Origin of the sequence: Arthrobacter sp. AL12, assembly GCF_029960645.1 — a bacterium.
Lineage (GTDB): Bacteria > Actinomycetota > Actinomycetes > Actinomycetales > Micrococcaceae > Arthrobacter.
The window spans coordinates 65754-88695 of the sequence record NZ_JASBQY010000003.1; the positions used below are offsets into that span (position 1 = coordinate 65754).

The window sequence follows — 22942 nt, forward strand, 5'->3', positions numbered from 1 at the left end:
CGGCGGCTCGCCACCGACGCCCGGCTGTTCGCCGGCGGCTCGCCACCGACGCCCGGCTGTTCGCCGGCGGCTCGCCACCGACGCCCGCTGTTCGCCAGCGGCTCGGCCCCGACGGCCAGCACATCTGACGCTCCCATCCGACACAGCCGATCCGAACCGGCACATCTGGCCCGTCCGACGTCGCTCAGGGGGCCGCGTAGAGGCCCATCCACTCGACGAGGGGCCGCAACATCTCCCAGCGTCGGGCCACTTCGGCCGCCGCACCAGGTGTGGCGAGCCACCCGGGTTGGCCCACGTTCACCGACGCCGTCAGGGACTTGTGCTTGAGCAGTTCGGCCCGCGGATGGTCTTTGTCGAAACCCCGGGGGGGAGTCTTCAGGCTTTCGCCCTCCACAGCAAAACCGGCTCCTTCGACGTCGTGCACGATCGCCTGGAGGGCCTCGCCGCTGGCGGGATCATCGACGGCGCGGCGGAAACGCGCCAGCTGGGCGGGCGTATGCGTGTGGCAGCCGCCTCCGATAAGGACGCCGTCAGCGCTGAGCTGGAGATAGAAGCCCACGCCGTCCGCTGTCGACGCGAAGGCTCCTTGCGCAGTCTTGTAGGGGGATTTGTCCAGCGAGAACCGGATGTCCCTGTTGGGCCGGAACAGCTTGCCCGCGCCGAAAGACGGCTCCAGCTCGGCCAGCAGCAGGGTCAGCGGCCCCTTCACCGCGGACTCGTACGTCGCCTTGTGTTCCAGCCACCAGTCGCGGTTGTTGTTGTGTTCGAGATCGGCATAGAACCGGAAAGCGGCATCCGGGATGCCCGCAAATGTGTCCATGTATGGATCGTAGGGATAGCGCCGGGGTCATGGCGAGCGGTTGTCACCGGCATGTGGAAAAGAACAAAAAACTCCCCGCCGCGAAGATCCGCGGCGGGGAGTTTCAGGTCACGGGCAAGCCCGGGCCGGAGCGGGACGATCAGACCTTGTTGGCGGCCTCGGCGTCGGACTCGACCTGGCCGGCACCGAGGTTGGCGCGCAGCTTGGCGCCGAGCTCGGCGTCGACGTTGGTCCAGTACTGGATGGCGCGTTCCTTGATTTCGGCGTTCTTGACGCCGCTGACGGCACCGGTGACGGTGTCCAGCAGGCGGGCCTTGGCGCCGTCGTCGAACACTTCGCGGTACAGCGTGCCGGCCTGGCCGAAGTCGCCGTCCTCGGCGTGCAGGGAGTGCGCGGAGAGCGTGAGCTCACCGTCGTTTTCCCAGCCGCCGGCCGGGTTCAGCGGCTCCACGGCAGCCGGGCCGCCGAGGGAGTTCGGTGCGTAGACCGGAACGGACGGGGCGTTGAAGAGGTACCGGCCCTGGCCGTCCTGGCTGTAGTTGTTGACCTGGTTCTTGGGCAGGTTGACCGGCAGCTGGGCGTGGTTGGTGCCCACGCGGTAGCGGTGCGCGTCGGCGTAGGAGAAGATGCGGGCCTGCAGCATCTTGTCCGGTGACGCGGCGATGCCCGGCACGAAGTTCGACGGCGCGAAGGCGGCCTGCTCGATCTGCGCGAAGTAGTTCTCCGGGTTCCGGTTCAGCTCCATGGTGCCGACCTTGATCAGCGGGTAGTCCGCGTGCGGCCAGACCTTGGTGAGGTCGAACGGGTTGAAGCGGTAGGTCTTGGCATCCTCGTACGGCATGACCTGGACGTGCAGGTCCCAGGAGGGGAAGTTGCCGGCGGCAATGTTCTCCTGAAGGTCGCGGATGTAGAAGTCGCCGTCGGCGCCGGCCAGGGCCTCGGCCGCGTCTCCGGTCATCGAGTTCACGCCCTGGTTGGAGCGGAAGTGGTACTTGACCCAGAAGCGCTCGCCCGCGGCGTTGATCCACTGGTAGGTGTGCGAGCCGTAGCCCTGCATTTCACGCCAGGAAGCCGGGAGGCCGCGGTCGCCCATCAGCCAGGTGACCTGGTGCGCGGACTCGGGGGAGAGGGTCCAGAAGTCCCACTGCATGTCGGCGTCGCGCAGGTGGGTGCCCGGGAGGCGCTTCTGCGAGTGGATGAAGTCGGGGAACTTGATGCCGTCCCGGATGAAGAACACCGGGGTGTTGTTGCCCACGAGGTCGTAGTTGCCCTCGGTGGTGTAGAACTTCACGGCGAAACCGCGGGGGTCGCGCCAGGTGTCGGGGGAGCCTGCCTCGCCGGCGACGGAGGAGAAGCGGATCAGCATCTCGGTCTCGGTGCCCGGCTGGAACAGTGCGGCCTTGGTGTACTTCGAGACGTCCTCGGTGGTCGTGAAGTTACCGAACGCGCCGCCGCCCTTGGCGTGCACCACGCGCTCCGGCACACGCTCGCGGTTGAACTGTGCGAGCTTCTCGATCAGGTAGTGATCGGTGAGGATGATCGCGCCGTCAGCACCGACGGATTTCGAGTGGGCATCGGACGTGACCGGGGCACCGGTCTGGGTTGTGGACACGGCGGGCGCAGAGATGTTCTGAGTCATCGTTCTCCTATTTCTTGGTTGTACTTATTTACGTTCGGAGGGAAGTTGTTGGGTGCGCTGGCAGTCCTGGCAGATGCCCTGGTACAGCACATCGGCGATCTGGATGGTCATAGGCCTGGAGTTCTCGTCCCAGCTCGGCGTCAGGCACGGCGCATGCCCGACGGCGCATTCGACGTCCTCCACCCGGCCGCAGCTGATGCAGACGGCGTGGTGGTGGTTGTCGCCCACCCGCGTCTCGTACAGGGCGGGGGAGTGCGGGGGCTCAAAGCGGCGGAGCATGCGCAGGTCGGTCAGATCGCCCAGGACCACGTAGACGGACTGCGCGGTCAGCTCGGGCAGATCCTGGCGGGCGGCGGCGAGGATCTGCTCGGCGGGGGAGTGCGGGTGGTGTTCGACGGCGGTGAGCACAGCGAGCCGCTGCTTGGTCACCCGGCGGCCGTGGGCACGCAGGGCGGCAGCCCATGCCTCGTGGGTGCCCGCCGAATCCGTCATGCCCCCATTCAAGCATCTATTATGAGTCGATCATAATAAGGCGCGCCTATGACGCCGCTCCGGCGGCGGGTCCCGCTCCCGCTCCCGCGCCCGCGCCGCACCCGCGCCTCGCCGGCGGCGGCCAGACTGCGCGTCGGGCACCGGGTGCGCCGGGCGGCCAGCCCGGCGCCACTAGAGTATCCGGGTGGGGAAATATCTGGCGGACATCACGCCCTTGCGCGAGAGTCCGGCGTTCCGCCGCCTGTGGCTGGGATCCGCCGTCGCGGCCCTGGGCAGCCAGCTGACCCTCGTTGCCGTGAGCCTGGAGGTCTACCGGCTCACCCAGGACAGCCTCTACGTGGGACTGCTGAGCATCTTTGCCCTCGTCCCGCTGGTGTTCGGCGGGCTGTTGGGCGGCTCGATCGCGGACGCCCACGACCGCCGCACGGTGGCGCTGCTGGCCTCCTCGGTGCTGTGGCTGACCACCGCCTGCCTGGCCCTGCAGGCCTGGCTCCAGCTGGGGAACATCTGGGTGCTCTACGTCCTGGTGGCGGTGCAGAGCGGTGCGCAGGCGATCAACCAGCCGGCCCGCAGCGCCATCATCCCGCTGCTGGTCCGCAAAGAGCTCCTGCCGGCCGCCAACGCGCTGAGCATGATCAGCTTCGGCCTCACCCTGACCGCCGGACCGCTGCTGGCCGGGCTGCTGGTGGCCACGGTCGGCTTCGCCTGGACCTACACGATCGATGTCGCCACCTTCGCTTTCGCCTTGTGGGCACTGTTCAAGCTGCCCGCCATGCCGCCGGGGGAACATGCGCGGCCTGCCGGGCTGCGGTCCGTCGTCGAGGGCTTCCGCTTCCTGGGCACCCGCCCCAACCTGCGGATGACCTTCGTCATCGACCTCGTCGCCATGATTTTCGCCCAGCCCCGGGCGCTGCTGCCCGCGATCGGCGCGGTGATGATCGGCGGCGGCGAAACCACGGTGGGGATCCTGCTGGCCTCCACGGCCGTCGGCGCGTTCCTTGCCGGCCTATTCTCCGGCCCGCTCGGCGCCGTGCGGCGGCAGGGGACCGCCGTCGTCTGGTCCGTGATGGGCTGGGGAGCCTCGATTGCCGGCTTCGGCCTCGTCGTCGTCCTGGCCGGGGACTCCGGAGCCAACGGCGCGACGTGGTGGCTGCTGCCCGCGGCCCTGTGCTGCGGGCTGGCCGGCATCGCCGACTCCGTCAGCGCCGTCTTCCGCACCACCATCCTGCAGGCCTCGACGCCGGACCACCTGCGCGGCCGGCTGCAGGGCGTCTTCATCGTGGTGGTCGCCGGCGGACCCCGGGTGGGGGACATGATCGCGGGCGGTGGGACTAAAATTCTGAGTGAAGGCTGGGTCCTGCTGTTGGGCGGCCTGTTGAGCATCGCGGTGGCATGGGCCGTGGCGCACTGGCAGGCGGGTTTCCTGAAGTACGACGCGCGGAACCCGGTGCCCTAGCGGGACGTTTTTCTGGTGCGGGTCGATATTGGGACGACTTCGGGAGGAATCGTGCATCAGCATCACAATGGACTGAAGACCGCGGCCCTTTTCGGTGTGCTGTGGGCGGTGCTGCTGGGGCTTGGCGCGCTGATGGCCTCCAGCATGCGCAGTGCCGCGCCGATCTGGATCATGGCGCTGGTGGGCGTCGCCACGACAGCCTACGGCTACTGGAACAGTGACAAACTCGCGATCCGGGCCATGCGGGCGTATCCCGTGACGGAGGCCCAGGCGCCCCAGCTCTACCAGATTGTCCGGGAGCTCTCCGCCACGGCGCAGCAGCCGATGCCGCGGATCTACCTCTCGCCGACGATGGCCCCGAACGCGTTTGCCACCGGACGGAACCCGCAAAACGCCGCCGTGTGCTGCACCGAGGGCATCCTCCGGCTGCTCGACGCCCGGGAACTGCGCGGCGTGCTGGGCCACGAACTGATGCACGTCTACAACCGGGACATCCTGACCGCCTCCGTGGCTGCCGCCGTCGCCGGCGTCATCACCTCGGTGGCGCAGATGTTCCTGATTTTCGGCGGCGGCGGGGACCGGCGCAACGCCAATCCGATCGCCGCGATCGCGATGGCGCTGCTGGCCCCGTTTGCAGCCTCGCTGATCCAGATGGCCATCTCCCGGACCCGGGAGTACGACGCCGACGAGGACGGTTCCAAACTCACGGGGGACCCGCTGGCGCTCGCCTCGGCCCTGCGCAAGATTGAGCAGGGCGTGCAGCTCGCGCCGCTGCCGCAGGACCAGCGGCTGGTCAACGCCTCGCACCTGATGATCGCGAACCCCTTCCGCGGCGGGGGCGTCGCGAAGATGTTCTCCACGCACCCGCCGATGGGCGAGCGGATCGGCCGGCTGGAGCGGATGGCGGGCCGGCCGCGCGGCTAACTGGGCTTGTTGTGCCGGGGTGCATCCGTCCGGGGGCACTCCGCCCTGCTAACTGGGCTTGTTGTGCCGGGGTGCATCCGTCCGGGGGCACTTTGAGCCGAGATTTCGACGGCGACGCCCCAGCTGACGGGATGTCCGCGCCAATGTGCCCCCGGAGCGCTGCCCCGTCGCGGTGGGCAACCTGGATCTGGGGACCCGGGGTCCGCGGGACAGGAAGATGCCCGGGGATCGCTCGTGGGGGGCCCGGGACCCGGCTGCTTCCCGACGCGCATGAAGTTCCGTGACGCGCAAGTCGTTCCGTGACGCGCAAAAGGGCTGGCACGCCGGTATACCGGCGTGCCAGCCCTTTTGCGTAGCGTCGGGAAACTCGCGCAGCGTGGGGAGGCCTGCGCAGCGTCGGGAAACTCGCGCAGCGTGGGGAGGCCTGCGCAGCGCCAGCCCTTTGCGCAGCGTCAGGGAACCCGGTCCTTGGAGAAACCCTAGCTGCGGAAGTTCACGAACTGCAGGTCGGCCTCGTCGAAGCCCTTCAGCAGGTTCATGGTCTCCTGCAGGTCGTCGCGGGACTTGGAAGTCACGCGGAGCTCGTCGCCCTGGATCTGCGACTTGACGGACTTGGGCGCCTCGTCGCGGATGAGCTTGTTGATCTTCTTTGCGAGGTCCTGCGCGATGCCCTCCTTGATGGTGGCCTCGAGCCGGAACTCCTTGCCGGACGGGTAGGGCTCGCCCGTGTCGAGGGACTTCAGGGAAATGCCGCGTCGGATGAGCTTGGACTGCAGCACGTCCAGGACCGCGAGGACGCGCTCTTCGGAGTTGGCCTTCATGAGGATTTTGTCGTCGCTGAAATCGACCTCGGCGCCGACGCCCTTGAAGTCGTAGCGCTGGACCAGTTCCTTCTGCGCCTGGTGCAGCGCGTTGGCGACTTCCTGCTTGTCGACCTTGCTGACGACGTCGAATGTGGATTCGCCTGCCATGACTGTCCTCCTGGTGTTTCGGGGGGTGCCCGGTAAGGGGCCGTTGTATCTGCAATCCAGCCTAGTACGGATGCCCCTGATGTGAAGTCCGGCGGTGCGGTGCCCTCTTCTCAGTCCGTTTCACAGTCCGCTCAAAGCTGAGTCATGGCGGGAATGAAGTTTCGGGTGGGAGAGTTGCGGGAGTTGGAAGAGTCGCTCGAAAGGAACAGCTCATGCAGAACAAGGCCGTTCGGTACGTCGTCCGCTCCACGGCAGCCGCCGCCGGCGGTATCGCCACCGCCGCGACCTCGGTGGCGGCCGCGACGCTGGCGGCCTCGATCATCTTCAGCCCGGCCCCGGATGCCTCGGAGCGGCTGGACGGCGTCCATGCTGATCTGGCCCGGGCCGTCCAGCTGAACCAGATCACGGAGGAGCAGGCGGCGAGGTTTGAGTCCAGACTCGTCGGCCGCATCCTGGGAGATGCCTGACTTTCCGGGCTTTTTCGAGGCTCAAAGCGCCGATTCGATTCTTCGGCAGAATTTCTGTAAAGTTGTCTTGCCCGCGGTTACTGGAAGCGGAACGGCCTGGAAATAGGCGTTCTGACGATGGAGGCCGCGAGTGATCTTCTTTTGAAGTTCGGCAGATTACCCGAGCGGCCAAAGGGGGCTGACTGTAAATCAGCTGGCAACGCCTACGGGGGTTCGAATCCCTCATCTGCCACCCTTGGAAAAGCCTCCGGAACCAACAGGTTCCGGAGGCTTTTTCTTTGGCTGCCTCAGACCGGAGGGCCCGCCGGGACCCAGTTTCCGCGCCTGATTCGGACGCGGGACGCGGATTCGGACGGGGGCACCCCGGATCCGCGTAGCGCGCGTCCGGAAGAGCAGCGGAACGTGCTGCGCGTCCCGAATCGGGTGCCGCGGAAGCAGGAAAACCCGCGGCAGAGGCTGTGGATCGTCCCGCCGGCAGTGGCTGCCTCAGACCGGAGTGCCTGGCAGGACCCAGTTTCCGCGCCTGTTTCGGACGCCGGGCGCAAATTCGGACGGGGGCACCCCGGATCCGCGTAGCGCGCGTCCGGAAGCGTAGCGGAACGTGCAGAGCGTCCGGCCTCCGGCGGCCTCCGGCTAATGGGGGCGCGCCGCCAGGGCAGCGGCCAGCGCCGTGGCCGAGCTGGTGCTGCTGTTGATCCGCCAGTCGGTTTCCTTGTTGAAGTTGAACCAGACTACGGCCGTGACGTCGGCCTGCGCCGCGAGGTAGCTGATCAGCGCCGTGTTCCAGTCCGCTTTGGATCCGCCGTGTTCCGCCGATGACGTTTCCGCGATGAGCACCTGTTTGCCGGGCGCGAGCCGTCTCAGTTCGGCGAGCCCCGGGCCGAAGAGCTCCGCCGGGGCGATCCAGCTGCTCCAGGCCGCCGACGTGCCCCAGTTGTACCCGTCGAGCGCCACCGCGTCCACGTACCCGGGTCCGGGGTACAAGCCGTCGAGCGGTGTTGACCCCCAGTAGGGGACGTTGGGGTTCCAGACCCAGGTGATGTTGGTGGCGCCGGTGCCGGCGACGACGTCGTGCACGTGCCGCCACGCGGCGGCGTAGTCACCGGGTCCGTTGCCGTTGATGCTTTCGGCCCACGGGTACCAGTTGCCGTTCATCTCGTGCCCGAAGCGCAGCATCACCGGGTGCCCCCAGGACGCCAGGGCCGCGCCCCACTGCCGCAGGTAGGGGTCGAAGTCTCCGGCGGTGATGCGGTCGAGGGCATAGGCGGGCTGCTCGGTTCCGCCGCCCCACGCCCAGGGCTCCCACGTCAGCAGGGTCGTGGCGCCGCGGCTGCGGGCGGCGTCCAGTTCCGGAACGGGCGGGGCCTGGTTGAAGTCCTTGTAGGACAAGATGACGGAGGGCGCCTCGCCGGCGAGGGACGCGGCCTGGTCCAGTTCCGCGGAGGCCAGCGGCCCGCCCGGGGTGCCGACGCCGAAGCGCAGCGGCGAGCTGCTGATGGCCGGAGTCGGCGGCGGCGGTGCGGGGGCGGCGACGACGGTGAAGACCGCCGACGCCGGGACGGTGCCGGCGGTGGCCTGGACGTCAACGACCGGTTGGGTCGTTTGCGGGATGACGAGGGTGGCCGTGAAGTATCCGGAGGCGCTCACCTTGAACGCGGCGGTGCCGGTGCCGGCGGTGAGGGTTCCGGAGCTCTTCTTGGGGAAACCGGTGCCGGTGGCGGTAACCGTGGTTCCCGCCGGGCCCTGAGCGGGACTGAGGCTGATGTTCGCGGTTGCCGCCTGCGCGGGCACGGCTGCCAGCGACAGGCTCAGGACCACCAGTGCGAGGACGCAGGCCAGGCTTCTTATCGGCTTCAAAGGAACTCCTCGGCCGGACGCCGGGTGCGGCGGGGCGTCGTGACGGTACCCGGCCCCCACCGGAAGCCGTAACCTCCAGTGTCCGCTACGGCCGGCCCGGTGAGAGGCTAAAACGACGCAGGACAACCCGAGGAAAGCCCAAGGATTCCGTTCAGTCGTGCAGCGGGGACTTGGACAGGATCCAGGTGTTCGTCCCGTCCTGGCGCTTGAACGTCACAGTGGTGACGAGGGCGCGGATGAGGGCGAGGCCGCGCCCGGATTCCGCCTCGCCGTCGGGCATCGCCGGATCTGTGTCGATCGGGTCAGGGGACGCTGCGCCGAAGGCGCTGACCCGGGCCTCCAGCCTGACGGGCGTGACGCTGATGTCGACCCCGATTTCCACCGGCATCGTGGATTCGGGAACGGCATGCTGCACCACGTTGCTGGCAGCTTCGATGACGGCCGTGGCGAACGTCATCCGGTCCATGTCCGGAACGAAGGAAGCGTCCTCCCACAGGCCGTCCAGCTCGGTGTGCACGGCCTCGATGGCTTCCGGAAGTGCCATCTGGCGCAGCGTCCGCCGGGCGAGGACGTCAGTCATCGCCGAAAGCCTCAGCTGCGGAGGAGTACGAGGTCAGGACTTTGTCCATGCTGGTCAGACCCAGCACCATCTGGACCTGCGGCTGGACTCTCGCGATCCGTAGGTCGCCGCCGGCCTGCCGCGCGGCCTTGAGGCATCCGATGAGGGCTCCGAGTCCGGAGGAGTCCATGAAGGCCGTCTCCTCCAGGTTGATCACGATCCGCGAGGTACCGGCCGCGACAACTTCCGCCACCAGTTCCCGCAGTTTCGGCGCCGACACCATGTTCAGCCGGCCGGCGGCCGTTATCTCGGCGTAGCTGTCTTTCACTTCATAGCTCAGGTCCACGGATGGCCCTTTCTTTGGATGACTCGGTGCTGCTGTGGGTCGCATCGTCGGATTCGCCGCCCGGGTATCCGCGGTACAGGACGGCCCGGACCAGGATGCTCATGACGACGAGGTCAAACACCACCCAGAGTACGTTGACGAGGGTGCCGATCGGTTCGGACATTCCGGCCGCGAGCCGGCCAATCCCAACCACCGCGGCGATGACCAGCAGGATGGAGACGGCAAGCTGGGGCCGGATCAGGCTCCACCGCGGTCCGCCGGACTGCCGGTCCTTGGGGGTGACGGCGAAGCCCAGGGGCCGTCCCAGCCAGACGTTCCGGGCCGCCGTCGTGCAGGCCTTGATCCAGGTCGGGAACAAAGCCAGGCTGTACTGCTGCCCGCGCCAGGTGGGGATGCCCTTCCCGGCAATGGCAAAGAGGAGCTGGTTCACCACCATGAACGGGATGAACCTCAGGAAGAAATCCGCGCTGAGGCTGGTGACGGGCAGGACGCCTAAGACCAGATAGACGATCGGCGCGGCGAAGTAGACGACGGCGGCGAAGCCGCTGAGGTAAGTCCACATGGTCGCGAAGTACATCAGCCGCTGGCCGAGCTTAAGCCCCCGCTGGACCAGCGGGTTCTCCCGCAGGAACACCTGCATGGTGCCCTGGGCCCAGCGAAGACGCTGGGTCAGCATGGTGCCGATGTCCTCCGGTGCCAGCCCGTACGCCAGGACCTCGTGGTGGTACACACTCTGCCAGCCCATGGCGTGGAGCCGCATGGCCGTGGCCATGTCCTCGGTCACGGAGATGGTGGCCAGCGGCATGACCGGCTGCGCCTCGTCGGCGCGTTCCACCGACAACGCGTCCAGCACCGCCTGGACGGACTCGATCGCCCCGAGCGGGGACCAGTCACGGGACGCCATCCGCTGCACCGCGTCGTCGGTCACCACAGGCACGCCCGCGGCGCCGACCTCCACCGGGGACATCGCTGCGATCTCCTCGAGGTCGGCCTGCAGGGCGGACACATCGGCCAGCACCAGCGACTGGACCGCCAGGTCCACCCGCCGCCGCGCCCGGTAGGTGATCTCGCTGAGCGACTCGCCGGCGTCGAGCCGGCGGCGGGCCTCCTGCGTGGCCGCTTCGACTTCGTCGAGGGTCTGCTGCAGGAGGGGGGACTCGCTGGAGGCCGCCTTGGAGGCCTTGCGGATGGCGGAGTGGGAGGCGCCGAGGGCGCGCCGGATGCTCTTTTCCGTTTCCTTGACGTAGCCAACCAGCCCCAGCTGCATCAGGGCCTCGCGCCGGAGGACGGCGTTGGAGCCGCAGAAGAAGGCGGCATTCCAGCCGTCCTTGCCCTGCTGGATCGGGCCGTAGAACAACGGCGCCTGGCTGCCCAGGGGATCATCCGCCGGGACGTTGCTGAAGTACTGGGGCGTCTGCACGAGGGCGACCCTGCGGTTGTTGAAATAGCCCAGCGTGTTGTCCAGGATGTCCGGCTCGGGGATCTGGTCCGCGTCCAGGATGAGCAGGAACTCGCCGGCGGTCATCATCAGGGCGTTGTTCAGGTTCCCGGCCTTGGCGTGCCGGGGCATCCCGCTCCACGCCGCACTTCGCGTCACGTACCCCAGCCCGTGCGCGGCGGCCAGCTCCCGGAGTTCCGCCCGGTCACCGTCGTCCAGGATCCACGTGCTGTGCGGATGCCGGATCTTCTGGGCGGCCAGCGCCGTCGTCATCACCAGGTCCAGCGGCTCGTTGAACGTCGTGATGAAAACGTCGACGGTGGCGTCCGCGGGCGCCGGTGCCGGCGGTGTGCGGGTCTTGAGCCGCCAGACCGTCATCCCGAAGAGCATCACGTCGATCAGGCTGTACGTTTCAGCGATGACGAGGGGCACGGCGATCCACCAGGCGTCCCAGTTCAGCGACGCCAGCCAGCGCCAGGCAACGTAGTTGACCCCGGTCAGCACCGTCAGGACCACGACAAGCCGGACCCAGAAGGGCCTCATCGGGTTGCTCCGGCGTGAGGGTTCATGCCGCTCTGGTCATCGCGCCGGACGGCCAGGATGGTGACGTCGTCGGGGTTGGAGGTTCCCTGTGCCCGCCGGCGCACGGCGTCCACGAGCTCCTCCGCGGACCCCGCGCAGACGGCGAGCCTTCCAATCTCGTCAACCGCGGCGAGTGTTCCGTCATAGAGGTCCAGGACGCCGTCGCTGAAGCTGACGATCATGTCCCCGGGGCCCAGCCGTGTTTGCAGGGATTCCCAGCGGGTGTCGGGGAGCAGGCCGACCGGGAAGTTGTCCGAGGCGAGCCTCTCCCAGGTGCCCGCGGCCCGGACCACCAGGGTCAGGCCGTGGCCGGCGTCCGCGAACAGGATCCGCCCGTCGGAGGCCCGGAGCCGGGCGTGGAACAGTGTGGCGAAGGTCCCTGCCTGGCTCAGGTCAGTGGCGAGGCAGTCCTGCGTGAGGGTCAGGGCTGTCGCGGGGTCACCGCTGTTTCGGGCGCTGCGGATGACCGCCCGCGTGGTGGCGGCGATCATGCCGGCGCCGGCTCCCTTGCCCATAACGTCGCCGAGGGTGAACCCGAGCCCCTCCTCGATGAGGTACCAGTCAAAGAAGTCCCCTCCCACGGCGGCGGAGGGGATGCAGGCGCCGGCGGTCTGGTAGCCGGGGAGCGGAGCGGCGTTCTTCGGCAGCAGGAAGCGTTGGATCTGGGCGGCCCGGCTGAGTTCGGCAGTGGCCGCCGCCGCCTGCTCGCGGGCGGTGTGGAGACGGCGTCGTGCCCGTTGCGCCAACTCGTTGACCACAAGGGCGCCCAGGACAAAGATCATCGTGCTGAACAGCCCGCGGAAGAGCTCATTGGGGTTCGCATCGATACTCGACCCGAGAGCGAATGGGACCATGATGGCAACCGTCGCGCCCGCCGCCGCGTAGGCCACGTGGCGCCGGCCCTGCATGGCAGCGAACCAGAGGACTGGCAGCAGGACAATCGAGGCATAGATGGAGTGGCTTTCTCCCGTGCCGTGCCGCAGCGCTCCGGCCGCCAGGAAATCCAGGCAAGGCACGATGATCGCAAAGCGTGCCAGCTCTGGTTTCGTTGCCACTGCGGCCAAACCGGTGGCTGCCGCCGTCAGCACCGCCCCGGCTGCCAGTGCCGTCCAGTCGCTCACCGTCAGGGTCGCGATCGCACTGCTCATGGCCGCGGCGACGACAAAGAACAGCAAGAACGGCAGCTGCTTACGCAGCGGTGACAGCTCGTCCACGCCCGTCAAGAGTGACGGAATCTGGTTCCGCAGCCTTGGTTGCTCGTCCGCACCCGTCACGACGGCTTCCCGTGTTGCCGTTGCCGCCACTGACTCCCCTATACGTAGACTTCCCCAGCTCTTGTCCCCATGAATCCTACCGAGGCTTTTAGGGTGCAAACTCCGGTCCGACGCCGGCCCGCCCCGGACCGGCGTCGGAGCTTAGATTCGCACCGGGCCGCGCTGGAAAAGGACCGCCGTGATGTCGTCCAGGACCACGGATTTCCCTCGTCGGTCGCACAGTGTCTTGACGGCCGTGTCCGCGTCCTCCTGCGTCCGGCAATCCTTCATGGCGGTGGAGAGGCGGCCGAGGTCGCCGCCGTGGAGGTCGAGGAGGCCGTCGGTGGGAATCAGGACTGCGTCTCCGGGGGAGAGCGCGAAGCGGCGCTCGGTCCAGGTCGCGCCGGGGACCAGCCCCAGCGGCGGGCCGGTGGGGGGCAGGCGCTCGACGGTGCTGTCGGCGCGCAGGATGTGCGTCAATCCCTGTCCGGCGTCCGCATAGAGGCCGGCGCCGGTTGCCGGGTCGATCACGGCGTGGAAGACGGAGGCGAAGGACCCGGCGCGGGCCAGGGTCCCGTCAAGGCGGTCCGACACGTCCCGGAGGAGGCGGGACGGGTCCGCGTCCCAGCCGGCGTCGGCGAAGGCGGAACGCGCCGCCCCCGCCACGAGCCCGGGACCGACGCCCTTGCCCATGGCGTCGCCGACAGTCATGCGGAAGTGCCCGGACTCTGTGGTGCCGAGGTCGTAGAAGTCCCCGCTGAGCCCGAAGGCGGGATAGAAACAGACTCCCAGGGAGTAACCGGCCGGGGCCGGTGGAGTGACCGGCAGGAGCGCTCTTTGGGTGCGGGCTCCCTGGTCGATGTCCCATGACAGGTTCATCTCACGCTGGATGATTTGGGTCAGATCCTCAAGGATCCTCCGCTGTCCCGCACCGAAGGACCTCGGCGACTGGTCGCTGATGCAGAACGTCCCGACATGGGTGCCGCCCGGCCCGGTGAGGGGGTGGCCCGCATAGAACTTGATGTGGGGGCTGCCCGTCACGAGCGGGTTGTGCCGGAAACGTTCGTCGGTGAGGGCGTTCTCCACGATCAAGGTTTCGGAGGACTTGAGCGTCTCGGTGCAGAACGAGTCGCTCCGGTCCGATTCGCGGGACAGCGGACCCACAAACGATTTCAGGTACTGGCGGTTCTCGGCGATCAGCGACACGCTGGCGGCGCTGACCCCGAACAGGCTCTGCGCCAAGCGCGTGATCCGGTCGAAGCGCTCCTCGGAAGGTGTGTCCAGCAGGCGGGTCCTGGACAGGTCTTCCAGCCGTGCCCATTCGGGGGCGGTTGGACCCCGAAGGCTGCTGGGGGATGGGTGTTCCGTGTTTGTCATTCGTCCTCCAACTTTGAAGGGGAGCACCCGCCACGGACATACTCGTCGGGATAGCCGGGTCATCCCGAAGCCACGCCGGGCGCTCAACCTCGAATGAGCTTACCGCCCATCGCAGGGGAGCAGAGATGTGTCGTCCTGGGTTGCGCGGATCGGACCGGGGCCGACGTCGGGAAAAGGGGCACGCCGGAGGGAATACTTGCACCACGCCGGCGGCGGCGACAGCGCCTGGCGGAAAACCGGGCCAGCGCTCCCGCTTCAGACCAGAATGGTCCCGACTGCCCAGAGGCCAGCGACGGCGCCGACGATGATGGCCGGTCGGTTCCAGGTGGAGACCACCGCCGTTGCCGGGCCGGGCAGGGCCGAGGTACGGCCATCCTGCCGGGCCCTGACGACGGCGGCCCGGCCCGTTCTCGTCGGTGTGCTCCAACTGCCGAACCGTCGGCCTTCTGCACTGGTCGCCACCGGGTGGCGCACCTGGACGTCGTAGACGGCCGGGTACGGGATCCGGTGGCTGCGAAGCGGATTGACCAGTTCATTGCCGTTCGTCAGGGTGCGGACGCACGGCCGCCACAGCGTGCAGTAGATGAGCGACGAAGCCAGCAAATGCCACGGCGCGGCTGCGACGCCGTCCCTCGTCTCCCCGACCAGCAGCAGGGGCCCAGGGACGCTCCAACCCCGAGCCAGCCGAGGACGGCGAGCGGATGAGCGGACGCCGACCTGTGTGTGGTCAACAGCGGCGACCATCTCGCAGCCCCGCCTGAACGGCCGGTGCGCCGGTTCTGCGAGTTGTTGTGCGTTGTCCCCAATTGGTCCCCCGCGTCTCATCCGGCCGTCGTTGTGTCCGAGCAACGTACCGCACTCTTGCCTCGCTGCGGGCGTCCAGCCCGTTCGTTTGGACTCACCCGAAAGGGATGATGCGGCCACCCCGCCGCGGGCGCTGTAGTGGTCCGTAGGAGTCTGGAAGCTTCAAAGGGATGCGAGCCAAGGGACTCCGGTCCAGTGCTGGACCGGCCGCCGACTCGCCCACGGGATCACCCGATGCGGGTGGTGACGCTCCGGCAGACGACGTCCACACTAAGACGAGCGTGCCGGACGGGCGCTCCAATCAGAACGGAGGAAAGCCAGTGACAACCACACCGGAGACTGAGGCCCACGGGCCGGTCGACTTTGTGCTCCTCGAGTTCCCCATGGCAGGACTGACCGGACGGGCGAGTGAAGAGCTCATAAGGCTCGTGGAGCAGGGTGTGATCCGGCTCTTCGATCTCCTTGTCGTCACGAAGAACGAGGACGGCACGGTCGAGGTGCTCGAGCTCACCGATCCCGGCGGTCCCGCCGAGTCGTTCTCCTACTTCGACGGCGCGCAGTCCGGGCTGCTCGGCGAGGAGGAAATTGCCGAAGCAGCAACCGCGATTCTGCCAGGGTCCCTCGCCGCGCTGATTGTCTACGAAAACATCTGGGCTGCACCCTTCGTAGCGGCCGTGCGTGACAGCGGAGGCGAGCTCGTCGCGAGCACGCGGATCCCCGCGCCGGACGTGATGGCAGCGCTCGAGGCCCTTGAGTCCGTCGACGCCGCTCCGCCGGTCGCGGGCGCATAAGAACTGGCGCAGACATAGACATATGAGAGGAGAAGAATTATGGGACTTCTTGGGGGTATTGCCCGGACTGCGGTAGTTGCAGGGACGGCTTCTGCGGTCAGCGGCCGGGTCCAGCGCAGGCAGGCTTCGAAGTTCGCCGAAAAGGACGCCGCGACCGCGGCGAAGCAGCAGGAGGCCTACGACGCGCAGATGGGCCAGCAGCAGCAAGCGGCGTACCAGGAGCCGGCTGCGGCTCCTCCCGCCGCAGGTGGGATCTCCAACGACGCCATCCAGCAGCTTAAAGAGCTCGCGGCCCTGAAGGAGCAGGGGATTCTCACGGAGCAGGAGTTCGGGGCGCAGAAGGCAAAGATCCTCGGCGGCTAAGTCCGGCCGCCCTGCGTGACCCGGAAAGACGCCCCCGCAGCTGCCTAGCAGGCGGCTGCGGGGTGTTTCTGTGCGGGTTTGTTGTGTTGCGGACCGGCTCCGGTCAGCTGACCCTGGTCTCGGCGAGGATGGCGTCGATCTGGGCGAGGGCCTGCTTCATGCCCTCTTCCATGCCCATGGCGAGGACCTTCTCCAGGGCCTCCGGGGAGTCAAAGGTCGACACCACGGTCATCCGGGTGCGGTTGTCGATTGCCTCAAGCTCCATGACGGCGTGGCTGGTGCCCATCGCGGGGACCGGGTCCCCGTTCTCGTCGGCGAACCCGTCGTCGAACTCCAGGCGGTGTGGTGCCTCGATAGCGGTGAACCGCCACCAGCCCCGGCTCTTCTCGCCTTCAGGGCCGGTCATGTAGTAGCTGGCACTCCCCCCGGAGACGAAGTCGTGGCTGTCGAAGGTCGCGGGCCAGGTGGGCGGGCCCCACCAGCGTTCAAGCTTGCGCGGATCTTCCCAGACTTGCCAGACACGTTCGACGCCGGCATCGAACTCGGCGACGACGGTGAAGCTCAGGGCTTCGGAATTCTTCTGCGAACTGATTACGGTCATGACGGAACTCTCTTCCTATCCTCGGCGAGAATGTCTGCGATCCGGTCGGCCCGCTGCCGCCAGATCGTTTCGTACTCATCGAGCAGCCGTCGGGCGCGCTGTAGGCCGTAGTGGTGGGCCCGCACGATCTGCTCCCGTCCGCGCCGTTCCTTCGTCACGAGGGAGGCGCGCTCCAATACCGCCACATGTTTCTGTACGGCGGCGAAACTCATGGCGTAGTGCTCGGCCAACCCCGATACCGAAGACTCGCCGGCCGTCACGCGGGTGACGATGTCCCGGCGGGTGGCGTCGGCGAACGCCTGGAACAGGCGGTCAAGGTCAGCGTCACTCAGATCATCTACAACCATTTGGTTGTAGAATAATCTGCCCGTTCCGTCGTGTCAACGGGTTTCAAGAGGACTATTTGGCCATGCCGGGGTGCACGGCGACGAACTCGATTGCGTTGGCTGGCTGGACGGTCCTTTTCGGCGCCCGGGAATATCCCTTTGCATCCAGGTGGTTCTCCGCCCGGTAGACGGCCAGGGCCTCGTCGTAGAGGGTGTTGAGCTGCTGGCCGGTGAACTCCTCCGTGGAGCCGTCATTGAAAGTGAGGGCAATGATGGTGCTGCCCGGGAAGTGCCTCTTCATGCGGATGAAGCCTTCGGCGTCCTGCTGGAGATTGATCAATGCGGTCCTGCCTTCGTGTTGGGGACTTCCAGTCTCCCGCACGTTCCGCGGAACGCCCGCACGACGGGGTCTGACAGAGAGGAAGGCCCCTCGCGGAGGAGCCTTCCCTGGTTTTCCAGCTAGACCTTCTCGGTGGTCCGGTCAGTCGTGGCCGGCTCCTCGACGGTGAATTCCCTGCTGCGGCGGGGGAAAGCCCAGAACTTGAAGCCAGGCTCTTCCACCCGGGGCTCCGGGCGCACCTGGGTGTCCTTCGATTCATCCTTCTTGATGTCCCGACGGAACTCCCTGTTGTACTGATAGCACATCACTGACCTCCTTATCGTGACTGCGCTTTAATCCTCCTCCCCATCCCGCCGCGCGTCGATACCCCTGCCTGCCGAACCGGGGAATGCCCGGGGGGTACGGATGCCCTTCCGGATCGCACGGGGGCCAGCTTTACTGGAACCAGCGACACACAGTGGAGGGGGAACCATGAAGTCCAACGGAACGCGGCAGATCGTGGCGGGCAGCCTTGCCCTGGCTACGGCCATATTTGTCCTGCCGACGCCGCTTTTCCAGGTGGCCACTGGCAGTGCCGATGCGGGAGTGACGGGTCTGTTTGTTCTGGGACTGGCGCTGCTGGCAGCCGGACTCGGTTTGCTCGGCTTCGGACTGCACCGGCGCTCGCGCGACCTGAAGACCGCGCGGACCTACGCCAACAGGGAGCCTTCGTCCTTGGACGAGGACCGTCCGGTCAACCCTTACGCGGTGCCGAAGTCGTACGGCGCCGTGCCTCCGCTGTCGTGAGGGGCCGCGTCTCGAGGACGACGAAGTCCCCACCGGGAGGCTGCCGGGGCGCATAGTCCAGAGCGGCAGTCCAGAAATCCAGTTGGTGCCGGAGATCATCGACACGGATGACGATGGAGCCAATGCCGATCATGGGATGGGCGCCCTAATCCCTGCCCAGGAGCCCGTCGGTGGCGGCATCGGGCAGCCCGTCGAAGTATTTCGCAAGGACCTCCCGGAAGACCCCCTGCCCGGGGTCGGCCCGGAGGAAGAGGGTCATTGAGGAGTGCAGCTTCCGTTCATCGGTGCCGCCGAAGATCTGCCCCGCGGTGCGGCCCTCGAGACCGCCCACGGCACCGGCGCATTCGGCCAGCCGCGGACCCAGCACAGGGTGGCGCAGATACGCCTTCGCTTCATCGAGCGAGGTCACGGCATACTTTCGGGCGGCCGGGCTCTGCCCGAGCCCGGCGATCTGCGGGAACACAAACCACATCCAGTGGCTGCGCTTGGAACCCGCGAGGAGTTCCTCGAGGGCGTGCCGGTACGTGCCGCCCGCGTTCTGGGCTGTGATGAACCGTTCCAGATCGAACGGATCCGCCGCGGCGTCCTCCCCGGTTCCGGCTGACATCATTCTTCGAACCGGGCCGTCATGTCGGTATCGCCGGCGATGGAGGCCACAACGGCCGCCGCAACATCGCGGATCTTCATGTTCCTGTTGTTGGAGGTATTCCGGAGGATCTTGAAGGCGGCCTCCCGCCCGCAGCGGTTCTGGGCCATGATCGCCCCGATCGCTATGTCGATGATGGTCCTCGACTGCATGGCGGCGGCAAGGTCATCCCTGGAGTCGCTGAGCTGCGAGAACCTCAACGCCAGCAGGAGGGCGCGGGAGGCTTCGACGGCAAACTGCTGTGCGTGCTCGACATCGTCGTTGGAGAATGCCTCGGTCCGCGGCGAGTAGAAGTTAACGACCGCCGAGCTGTCATCGTCGAGCACGATCGGGATCCGAAGCGTGCTGACGGATCCCTCGCTGGTGCTGCCCGCGTCTAAGGAAACCTGCTTCCGCCGGTGGACGGTGATCCCGCAGGACACCTCGGACCCCGGGTGCGAGAGTTCCGCCGCCGCCAGGCTGGCCAGATCGGCCAGGAAATCGTCGACGCCGGACCCCGCCCGGGTGCCCTCCAGTAAAAGCCCCAGCAGTGTGCTGGCGCCGCCGCTGACGTCGACTCTGATATTGTGCGCCGATACGTCACGGTTCTCACGCAATTGCTGCCCCCAAGTCCAGCCGCACGCTCACAAACGGCGGCTTTCTCCCATCCTATTCCGGAGGATCCACCGAGGGTAGCGAAGCGCCCTCCAGGATATCCGCGGCAATGGTGTGGAGCTTCGTGTCGGTTGCCCTGGCGGCCAGATGGAGCAGTTCCAGGGACTGCTCCCTGCTGCACCTGTTCTGAATCATGATGAGGGCGACGGCGGCGTCAATGACGGCGCGGGACTTCAGGGCGGACTGGAGATGCTCCGGGTAAATCTCCGGAGGGTGGACTTTGAGGGCCAGCCGCAATATCCGGGACATGGAGACGGCGTGGCGCTCCACCTCCGCGACCGTCTCGCTGTCGAAAACGCCGCTCGTGCGGGCATAGCAGTTCAGGGCCGCGGCTGAGCCCGGATCCGTGGTGATCGGCACGGCCAGCACCGACCGGATGCCCTCGCCGGAAACCGTCGAGGCGTAGTGCGCCCAGCGGTCATCAGCCGCCACGTCAGGAACCAGGACGGTGGTTCCACTCCGCAAGGCCGTCAGGCAGGGCCCGTCGTCGAACGTGTATTGCTTCTCGTCCAGCCGTTTCGCTTCCTCGCAGCTGCTGGCGACAGTGGCGGGGGAACCGTTCCGTTCCACCGTGATGGCACACAGCATGGGCTCCGGACCGCCGAGGCGGGTCGCGGAGATGGTGGTCAAACCAAGAAGAAAGTCGGTGAACCCTGGACTTTCCAGCAGGAGATCCTGCAGTTGCTCGGGTGAGGGAGATGCGCCGGTACCGGGAACCATGCCGGTCTCAATCCTACGAACGCCTGAACGTATGTGACGCGCCGGCTCAGCGGCTGCGGACTCTTGATCGCCCGCAACCCAAATAGCGAAACCCGGACCTGTCACGGCCAACATCCAGCTACTACCGACACTACGCCGTGCGGGGGCCTGTGAATATAGGCGCCCCCGGCCAGCCCGCCGTATGCTTGGAACCTGTGGCGATACGCGCCGGCTGGCATACCGCCGGTATGTACTTCTGAGGTGAAAATGAGCGTGGAACTGCCGCTGGCTGACGAGATCACCGCTGTTTTCGCCCGCGCCACCAAGCTGCTGCTGACCGAAGAGACGGTGGCCCACGCCCTCCGGCTGATCACCGACGCCGCGACTGCGGCAATTCCCGGCGCGATCGGTGCCGGGGTCTCCCTGATCAACCATTCGGGCCTGCGGCAGACGACTGCCGCGTCCGACGCCGTTGTGGCGGAAGCCGACGCGCTGCAGTACGCGCTGGAGGAAGGCCCTTGCATCACGGCCTGGGCGAGCGGAGAAACGGTCCTTGTAGAGGATCTGGCCTCGGACCGGCGCTGGAAGCGCTGGGCTCCCGCCGCTGCTGGCTTGGGAATTGCCTCCTCAGTAAGCTGCCCCCTGCTTTCCGGCGGTCTTGCACTGGGAGCCGTGAAGGTCTACTCCGACGGCGGCCAGTTCGCCGGCAACGGCACGGTCCGTTTAGCCGAACTCTTTGCCGAACAGGCGACCCTCTTTGTCATCCATTCGCACGCCCGTGAGGCTGCCCGGACGCTGAGTGACCGCCTGCAGGAATCCCTGGCCCAAAGGGACACCATCAGCATGGCCAAGGGCCTGCTGATGGCCCGGAACAGCACCAACGATGATGCCGCATTCAGGGATTTGATGATGCTGTCGCGGCAGACAGGGAAGCCTCTGGCACTGGTCGCGGCGGAACTGCTGGCTGCGGCCAGACCCTTCGATAATTAAGCGCAGGACGACGGCATGGCCTTGGGCGACGAGGAGAGCGAACAGCGGCGGCGATTTGCCGAATCGCTGCGCCATGCCGACGTCAGCCTTGAAGAGCTGTGGCTCAGGTACTTCACCCTCGGCGGCCACGCCGGACAGTTCGAGGTGGAGGCGTACCTCCATGGCGCCATCGCGCTGCCAGCACTTCAGCGCGACATCCTCGCCCATGCGCTGAACGAGCGCCTCGATGAACTGTACTCCAGGGCGCCCCGGGCCTCGTACAGCGTCGATGCCCCCGTCAACACACCCGACGACGAGCCGGACGATGAGTCCGATGACGGGTCCGCCGAGGGGTCCGAAAAGAAGCCCGACGACGGCTGACTGCCGCCTTGCTAGAGTCAGCACTAGGGTGAGTGATCCGGGCCGGTCCGCCGCTGATTGACCGGCCAAGGAAGGTGGGAGCCATGTTCGCATTCTTCACCGACACCAGCCTGGTGGAAGCCGGTCTGCTGGCCGCGACGTTCGTGCTGTGTTCAGCGATCGGCATTGAACGGCAGGTCCGGCAGAAGAGCGCGGGCTACCGGACCCATGTGCTGGTGGGACTCGGCTCGTGCGCGTTCACCCTCGTGTCCGCGTACGGCTTCGCTTTCGTGACGGAGCCCGGAGCCGTCGTGGACCCGTCCCGCATCGCGGCCCAGATCGTCAGCGGCATCGGCTTCCTGGGCGCCGGCGTTATCTTCAAGGGCCGGGACGTGGTCCGCGGCCTCACCACGGCCGCCACCATCTGGGTATCTGCCGCGGTGGGCATGGCCTGCGGAGCCGGCATGGTCTCCCTCGGCGCCGTGCTGACGGTCTTCCACCTCCTGACGCTGTTTGTGATTGCCCCGGCCGTCCGCAGGATTCCCTCCGTGGACAGGAACCGCTTGATGCACATCGATTACGCCGATGGCCAGGGCGTGCTGCGGCAGATCCTCGAAATCGCCGCCACCATGGGGTTCAGTTCCTCGATCCTGCGCACCCGAAGGACCGGCGATGAGCAAAGACCGATGGTCTCGATGGAGGTGCGGTTCTTCGGCCGCCACCCGCTGCGCAACCTGGTTCTTCCCCTGATGGACCTGAACGGTGTCGCCAGCGTGATTGTCCGGGGGACCGATTCGAGCGAGGACGACGACGACGATGACGAAGACTGAGGCGCTGCCGGGGGCTTTCGGATGACCGGGACCACCAGGGCCCTGGCGGGCAGCGTCCGGATCCGGTTGTTGAGAGCCTCTGACGCGGAACCGATGTGCGCCGCCTACCTGCGCAACCGCGAACACCTGGCACCCTGGGAGCCGCTGCGGGCCGAGGAGTTCTTCACCGTCGAGGGCCAGATGATGAGCGTCCAGTCCAAGCTGGCTCTGTTCATCGCGGGATCCGACGTTCCGTGGGTGCTGGCGGACGGGGAATCGATTGTGGGCCTGATGACCCTCAGTGGCATCGTCCGCGGGCCGTTCCTCAGCGCCCACCTAGGGTACTGGGTGGACAAGGACTACACGGGGCGGGGGATCGGCTCCGCGGCGGTCGCCTTCGCCGTCGAGGCGGCGCGGGACGAACTGGGCCTGCACCGGCTGCAGGCCGCCACCCTCCAGCCCAACGCAGCCTCGCAGAAGATCCTCAAGCGCGCCGGTTTCACGGAAATCGGCGTGGCGCCGGCCTACCTCAACATTGCCGGGGGCTGGCGGGACCACGTCCTCTTCCAGCGAATCCTGTTCTGAGGCGCCGGATACTGGAGCGCCAGTTACC

At 67.2% G+C, this 22942-nt stretch carries 28 protein-coding genes and 1 tRNA gene; 11 read left to right on the plus strand and 18 right to left on the minus strand.

The genetic code is table 11. From position 1 onward, the window contains the following. Positions 1 to 184 precede the first annotated feature (184 nt). From QK291_RS04640 to QK291_RS04650, 3 genes are all read right to left on the minus strand, one after another. A complete protein-coding gene (locus QK291_RS04640; RefSeq protein WP_282379587.1) occupies positions 185 to 820 on the minus strand; it encodes a DUF2461 domain-containing protein in 636 nt (211 codons plus the stop codon). A gap of 139 nt (positions 821 to 959) precedes the next feature. Then, a complete protein-coding gene (locus QK291_RS04645; protein ID WP_282379590.1) occupies positions 960 to 2459 on the minus strand; it encodes a catalase in 1500 nt (499 codons plus the stop codon). 24 nt (positions 2460 to 2483) lie between these two features. Continuing rightward, the gene (locus tag QK291_RS04650; RefSeq protein WP_282379592.1) at positions 2484 to 2951 is read right to left on the minus strand and encodes a Fur family transcriptional regulator; all 468 of its coding nucleotides are present in this window, start codon (positions 2949 to 2951) and stop codon (positions 2484 to 2486) included. 184 nt (positions 2952 to 3135) lie between these two features. Here QK291_RS04650 and QK291_RS04655 point away from each other — a divergent pair, with 184 nt between their 5' ends. Next, positions 3136 to 4407 (plus strand): MFS transporter, encoded by a 1272-nt coding sequence (locus QK291_RS04655; RefSeq protein ID WP_282379594.1) that lies wholly within the window; start codon positions 3136 to 3138, stop codon positions 4405 to 4407. Positions 4408 to 4458: 51 nt separating this feature from the next. Then, positions 4459 to 5331 (plus strand): zinc metalloprotease HtpX, encoded by an 873-nt coding sequence (htpX, locus tag QK291_RS04660; RefSeq protein WP_282379596.1) that lies wholly within the window; start codon positions 4459 to 4461, stop codon positions 5329 to 5331. Positions 5332 to 5810: 479 nt separating this feature from the next. Here htpX and QK291_RS04665 read toward each other — a convergent pair whose 3' ends face one another. Further along, on the minus strand, positions 5811 to 6302 hold the full coding sequence (locus QK291_RS04665) for a YajQ family cyclic di-GMP-binding protein (RefSeq protein WP_282379598.1): 492 nt from the start codon (positions 6300 to 6302) through the stop codon (positions 5811 to 5813). Between the two features lie 212 nt (positions 6303 to 6514). On the opposite strand from QK291_RS04665, the gene QK291_RS04670 reads away from it, so the two are divergent. Both QK291_RS04670 and QK291_RS04675 read left to right on the plus strand, forming a co-directional pair. Continuing rightward, a complete protein-coding gene (locus tag QK291_RS04670; protein ID WP_282379600.1) occupies positions 6515 to 6769 on the plus strand; it encodes a hypothetical protein in 255 nt (84 codons plus the stop codon). A gap of 150 nt (positions 6770 to 6919) precedes the next feature. Next, positions 6920 to 7001 (plus strand) — tRNA-Tyr (locus tag QK291_RS04675). A gap of 401 nt (positions 7002 to 7402) precedes the next feature. On the opposite strand, the gene QK291_RS04680 is transcribed toward QK291_RS04675, so the two are convergent. The 7 genes from QK291_RS04680 to QK291_RS04710 all read right to left on the minus strand — a co-directional run bounded on the left by QK291_RS04680 (position 7403) and on the right by QK291_RS04710 (position 14925). Then, positions 7403 to 8626, minus strand: coding sequence for a glycosyl hydrolase (locus QK291_RS04680; RefSeq protein WP_282379602.1), 1224 nt, complete (start codon positions 8624 to 8626; stop codon positions 7403 to 7405). Between the two features lie 151 nt (positions 8627 to 8777). Then, the gene (locus QK291_RS04685; protein WP_282379604.1) at positions 8778 to 9206 is read right to left on the minus strand and encodes an ATP-binding protein; all 429 of its coding nucleotides are present in this window, start codon (positions 9204 to 9206) and stop codon (positions 8778 to 8780) included. Beyond that, entirely contained in the window at positions 9199 to 9531 is a 333-nt protein-coding gene (locus QK291_RS04690; protein ID WP_282379606.1) for an STAS domain-containing protein, read from the minus strand. Before QK291_RS04690 ends, QK291_RS04685 begins: the two co-directional genes overlap by 8 nt. Next, positions 9515 to 11512 carry a glycosyltransferase family 2 protein gene (locus tag QK291_RS04695; RefSeq protein ID WP_282379607.1) on the minus strand — a complete coding sequence of 666 codons (1998 nt, stop codon included), beginning with the start codon at positions 11510 to 11512 and terminating at the stop codon, positions 9515 to 9517. The genes QK291_RS04690 and QK291_RS04695 overlap by 17 nt, the downstream gene beginning before the upstream one ends. Next, the gene (locus QK291_RS04700) at positions 11509 to 12855 is read right to left on the minus strand and encodes a SpoIIE family protein phosphatase (RefSeq protein ID WP_282379608.1); all 1347 of its coding nucleotides are present in this window, start codon (positions 12853 to 12855) and stop codon (positions 11509 to 11511) included. The genes QK291_RS04695 and QK291_RS04700 overlap by 4 nt, the downstream gene beginning before the upstream one ends. Before the next feature lie 111 nt (positions 12856 to 12966). After that, a complete protein-coding gene (locus QK291_RS04705; protein ID WP_282379609.1) occupies positions 12967 to 14181 on the minus strand; it encodes a SpoIIE family protein phosphatase in 1215 nt (404 codons plus the stop codon). A gap of 255 nt (positions 14182 to 14436) precedes the next feature. After that, on the minus strand, positions 14437 to 14925 hold the full coding sequence (locus tag QK291_RS04710; protein WP_282379610.1) for a hypothetical protein: 489 nt from the start codon (positions 14923 to 14925) through the stop codon (positions 14437 to 14439). A 380-nt stretch (positions 14926 to 15305) separates the two neighbouring features. Between QK291_RS04710 and QK291_RS04715 the strand changes: the two genes are divergently transcribed. Next, the gene (locus QK291_RS04715) at positions 15306 to 15776 is read left to right on the plus strand and encodes a DUF6325 family protein (protein ID WP_282379611.1); all 471 of its coding nucleotides are present in this window, start codon (positions 15306 to 15308) and stop codon (positions 15774 to 15776) included. A gap of 39 nt (positions 15777 to 15815) precedes the next feature. After that, the gene (locus tag QK291_RS04720; protein ID WP_282379613.1) at positions 15816 to 16139 is read left to right on the plus strand and encodes an SHOCT domain-containing protein; all 324 of its coding nucleotides are present in this window, start codon (positions 15816 to 15818) and stop codon (positions 16137 to 16139) included. A 103-nt stretch (positions 16140 to 16242) separates the two neighbouring features. Here the strand turns inward: QK291_RS04720 and QK291_RS04725 are convergent, their stop codons facing one another. From QK291_RS04725 to QK291_RS04740, 4 genes are all read right to left on the minus strand, one after another. Beyond that, positions 16243 to 16740: an SRPBCC domain-containing protein gene (locus QK291_RS04725; RefSeq protein ID WP_282379615.1), complete on the minus strand. Its 498-nt coding sequence runs from the start codon at positions 16738 to 16740 to the stop codon at positions 16243 to 16245. Beyond that, positions 16737 to 17087: a metalloregulator ArsR/SmtB family transcription factor gene (locus tag QK291_RS04730; RefSeq protein WP_282379617.1), complete on the minus strand. Its 351-nt coding sequence runs from the start codon at positions 17085 to 17087 to the stop codon at positions 16737 to 16739. Before QK291_RS04730 ends, QK291_RS04725 begins: the two co-directional genes overlap by 4 nt. 52 nt (positions 17088 to 17139) lie before the next feature. Next, positions 17140 to 17406 (minus strand): hypothetical protein, encoded by a 267-nt coding sequence (locus tag QK291_RS04735; protein ID WP_282379619.1) that lies wholly within the window; start codon positions 17404 to 17406, stop codon positions 17140 to 17142. 119 nt (positions 17407 to 17525) lie between these two features. Next, positions 17526 to 17711: a hypothetical protein gene (locus tag QK291_RS04740; protein WP_282379621.1), complete on the minus strand. Its 186-nt coding sequence runs from the start codon at positions 17709 to 17711 to the stop codon at positions 17526 to 17528. Between the two features lie 166 nt (positions 17712 to 17877). Here QK291_RS04740 and QK291_RS04745 point away from each other — a divergent pair, with 166 nt between their 5' ends. Beyond that, the gene (locus QK291_RS04745) at positions 17878 to 18192 is read left to right on the plus strand and encodes a hypothetical protein (RefSeq protein WP_282379623.1); all 315 of its coding nucleotides are present in this window, start codon (positions 17878 to 17880) and stop codon (positions 18190 to 18192) included. 145 nt (positions 18193 to 18337) lie between these two features. Here QK291_RS04745 and QK291_RS04750 read toward each other — a convergent pair whose 3' ends face one another. Genes QK291_RS04750 through QK291_RS04760 form a run of 3 tightly spaced genes read right to left on the minus strand, consistent with a single transcriptional unit; the run spans position 18338 to position 20212 of the window. After that, positions 18338 to 18799, minus strand: coding sequence for a DUF1810 domain-containing protein (locus QK291_RS04750; RefSeq protein WP_282379624.1), 462 nt, complete (start codon positions 18797 to 18799; stop codon positions 18338 to 18340). Further along, on the minus strand, positions 18799 to 19434 hold the full coding sequence (locus QK291_RS04755; RefSeq protein ID WP_282379625.1) for an ANTAR domain-containing protein: 636 nt from the start codon (positions 19432 to 19434) through the stop codon (positions 18799 to 18801). Before QK291_RS04755 ends, QK291_RS04750 begins: the two co-directional genes overlap by 1 nt. Positions 19435 to 19486: 52 nt before the next feature. Continuing rightward, positions 19487 to 20212, minus strand: coding sequence for a GAF and ANTAR domain-containing protein (locus tag QK291_RS04760; RefSeq protein ID WP_282379626.1), 726 nt, complete (start codon positions 20210 to 20212; stop codon positions 19487 to 19489). A 246-nt stretch (positions 20213 to 20458) separates the two neighbouring features. Between QK291_RS04760 and QK291_RS04765 the strand changes: the two genes are divergently transcribed. The 4 genes from QK291_RS04765 (at position 20459) to QK291_RS04780 (ending at position 22914) form a co-directional block, all read left to right on the plus strand. Then, positions 20459 to 21181 (plus strand): GAF and ANTAR domain-containing protein, encoded by a 723-nt coding sequence (locus QK291_RS04765; RefSeq protein WP_282379997.1) that lies wholly within the window; start codon positions 20459 to 20461, stop codon positions 21179 to 21181. 15 nt (positions 21182 to 21196) lie between these two features. Further along, positions 21197 to 21541, plus strand: a complete 345-nt coding sequence (locus QK291_RS04770; RefSeq protein WP_282379628.1) for a hypothetical protein — start codon at positions 21197 to 21199, stop codon at positions 21539 to 21541. Positions 21542 to 21624: 83 nt separating this feature from the next. Next, positions 21625 to 22350, plus strand: coding sequence for an MgtC/SapB family protein (locus tag QK291_RS04775; RefSeq protein WP_282379630.1), 726 nt, complete (start codon positions 21625 to 21627; stop codon positions 22348 to 22350). 21 nt (positions 22351 to 22371) lie between these two features. Next, a complete protein-coding gene (locus tag QK291_RS04780; protein WP_282379632.1) occupies positions 22372 to 22914 on the plus strand; it encodes a GNAT family N-acetyltransferase in 543 nt (180 codons plus the stop codon). Positions 22915 to 22942: the final 28 nt, after the last annotated feature.

Coding starts and splice junctions, on each gene's coding strand:
- QK291_RS04640 (WP_282379587.1), bottom strand. CDS start 820: ATGGACACATTTGCGGGCATCCCGGATGCCGCTTTCCGGTTCTATGCC.
- QK291_RS04645 (WP_282379590.1), bottom strand. CDS start 2,459: ATGACTCAGAACATCTCTGCGCCCGCCGTGTCCACAACCCAGACCGGT.
- QK291_RS04650 (WP_282379592.1), bottom strand. CDS start 2,951: ATGACGGATTCGGCGGGCACCCACGAGGCATGGGCTGCCGCCCTGCGT.
- QK291_RS04665 (WP_282379598.1), bottom strand. CDS start 6,302: ATGGCAGGCGAATCCACATTCGACGTCGTCAGCAAGGTCGACAAGCAG.
- QK291_RS04670 (WP_282379600.1), top strand. CDS start 6,515: ATGCAGAACAAGGCCGTTCGGTACGTCGTCCGCTCCACGGCAGCCGCC.
- QK291_RS04685 (WP_282379604.1), bottom strand. CDS start 9,206: ATGACTGACGTCCTCGCCCGGCGGACGCTGCGCCAGATGGCACTTCCG.
- QK291_RS04695 (WP_282379607.1), bottom strand. CDS start 11,512: ATGAGGCCCTTCTGGGTCCGGCTTGTCGTGGTCCTGACGGTGCTGACC.
- QK291_RS04705 (WP_282379609.1), bottom strand. CDS start 14,181: ATGACAAACACGGAACACCCATCCCCCAGCAGCCTTCGGGGTCCAACC.
- QK291_RS04710 (WP_282379610.1), bottom strand. CDS start 14,925: ATGGTCGCCGCTGTTGACCACACACAGGTCGGCGTCCGCTCATCCGCT.
- QK291_RS04720 (WP_282379613.1), top strand. CDS start 15,816: ATGGGACTTCTTGGGGGTATTGCCCGGACTGCGGTAGTTGCAGGGACG.
- QK291_RS04725 (WP_282379615.1), bottom strand. CDS start 16,740: ATGACCGTAATCAGTTCGCAGAAGAATTCCGAAGCCCTGAGCTTCACC.
- QK291_RS04730 (WP_282379617.1), bottom strand. CDS start 17,087: ATGGTTGTAGATGATCTGAGTGACGCTGACCTTGACCGCCTGTTCCAG.
- QK291_RS04740 (WP_282379621.1), bottom strand. CDS start 17,711: ATGTGCTATCAGTACAACAGGGAGTTCCGTCGGGACATCAAGAAGGAT.
- QK291_RS04745 (WP_282379623.1), top strand. CDS start 17,878: ATGAAGTCCAACGGAACGCGGCAGATCGTGGCGGGCAGCCTTGCCCTG.
- QK291_RS04750 (WP_282379624.1), bottom strand. CDS start 18,799: ATGTCAGCCGGAACCGGGGAGGACGCCGCGGCGGATCCGTTCGATCTG.
- QK291_RS04760 (WP_282379626.1), bottom strand. CDS start 20,212: ATGGTTCCCGGTACCGGCGCATCTCCCTCACCCGAGCAACTGCAGGAT.
- QK291_RS04765 (WP_282379997.1), top strand. CDS start 20,459: ATGAGCGTGGAACTGCCGCTGGCTGACGAGATCACCGCTGTTTTCGCC.
- QK291_RS04770 (WP_282379628.1), top strand. CDS start 21,197: ATGGCCTTGGGCGACGAGGAGAGCGAACAGCGGCGGCGATTTGCCGAA.
- QK291_RS04775 (WP_282379630.1), top strand. CDS start 21,625: ATGTTCGCATTCTTCACCGACACCAGCCTGGTGGAAGCCGGTCTGCTG.
- QK291_RS04780 (WP_282379632.1), top strand. CDS start 22,372: ATGACCGGGACCACCAGGGCCCTGGCGGGCAGCGTCCGGATCCGGTTG.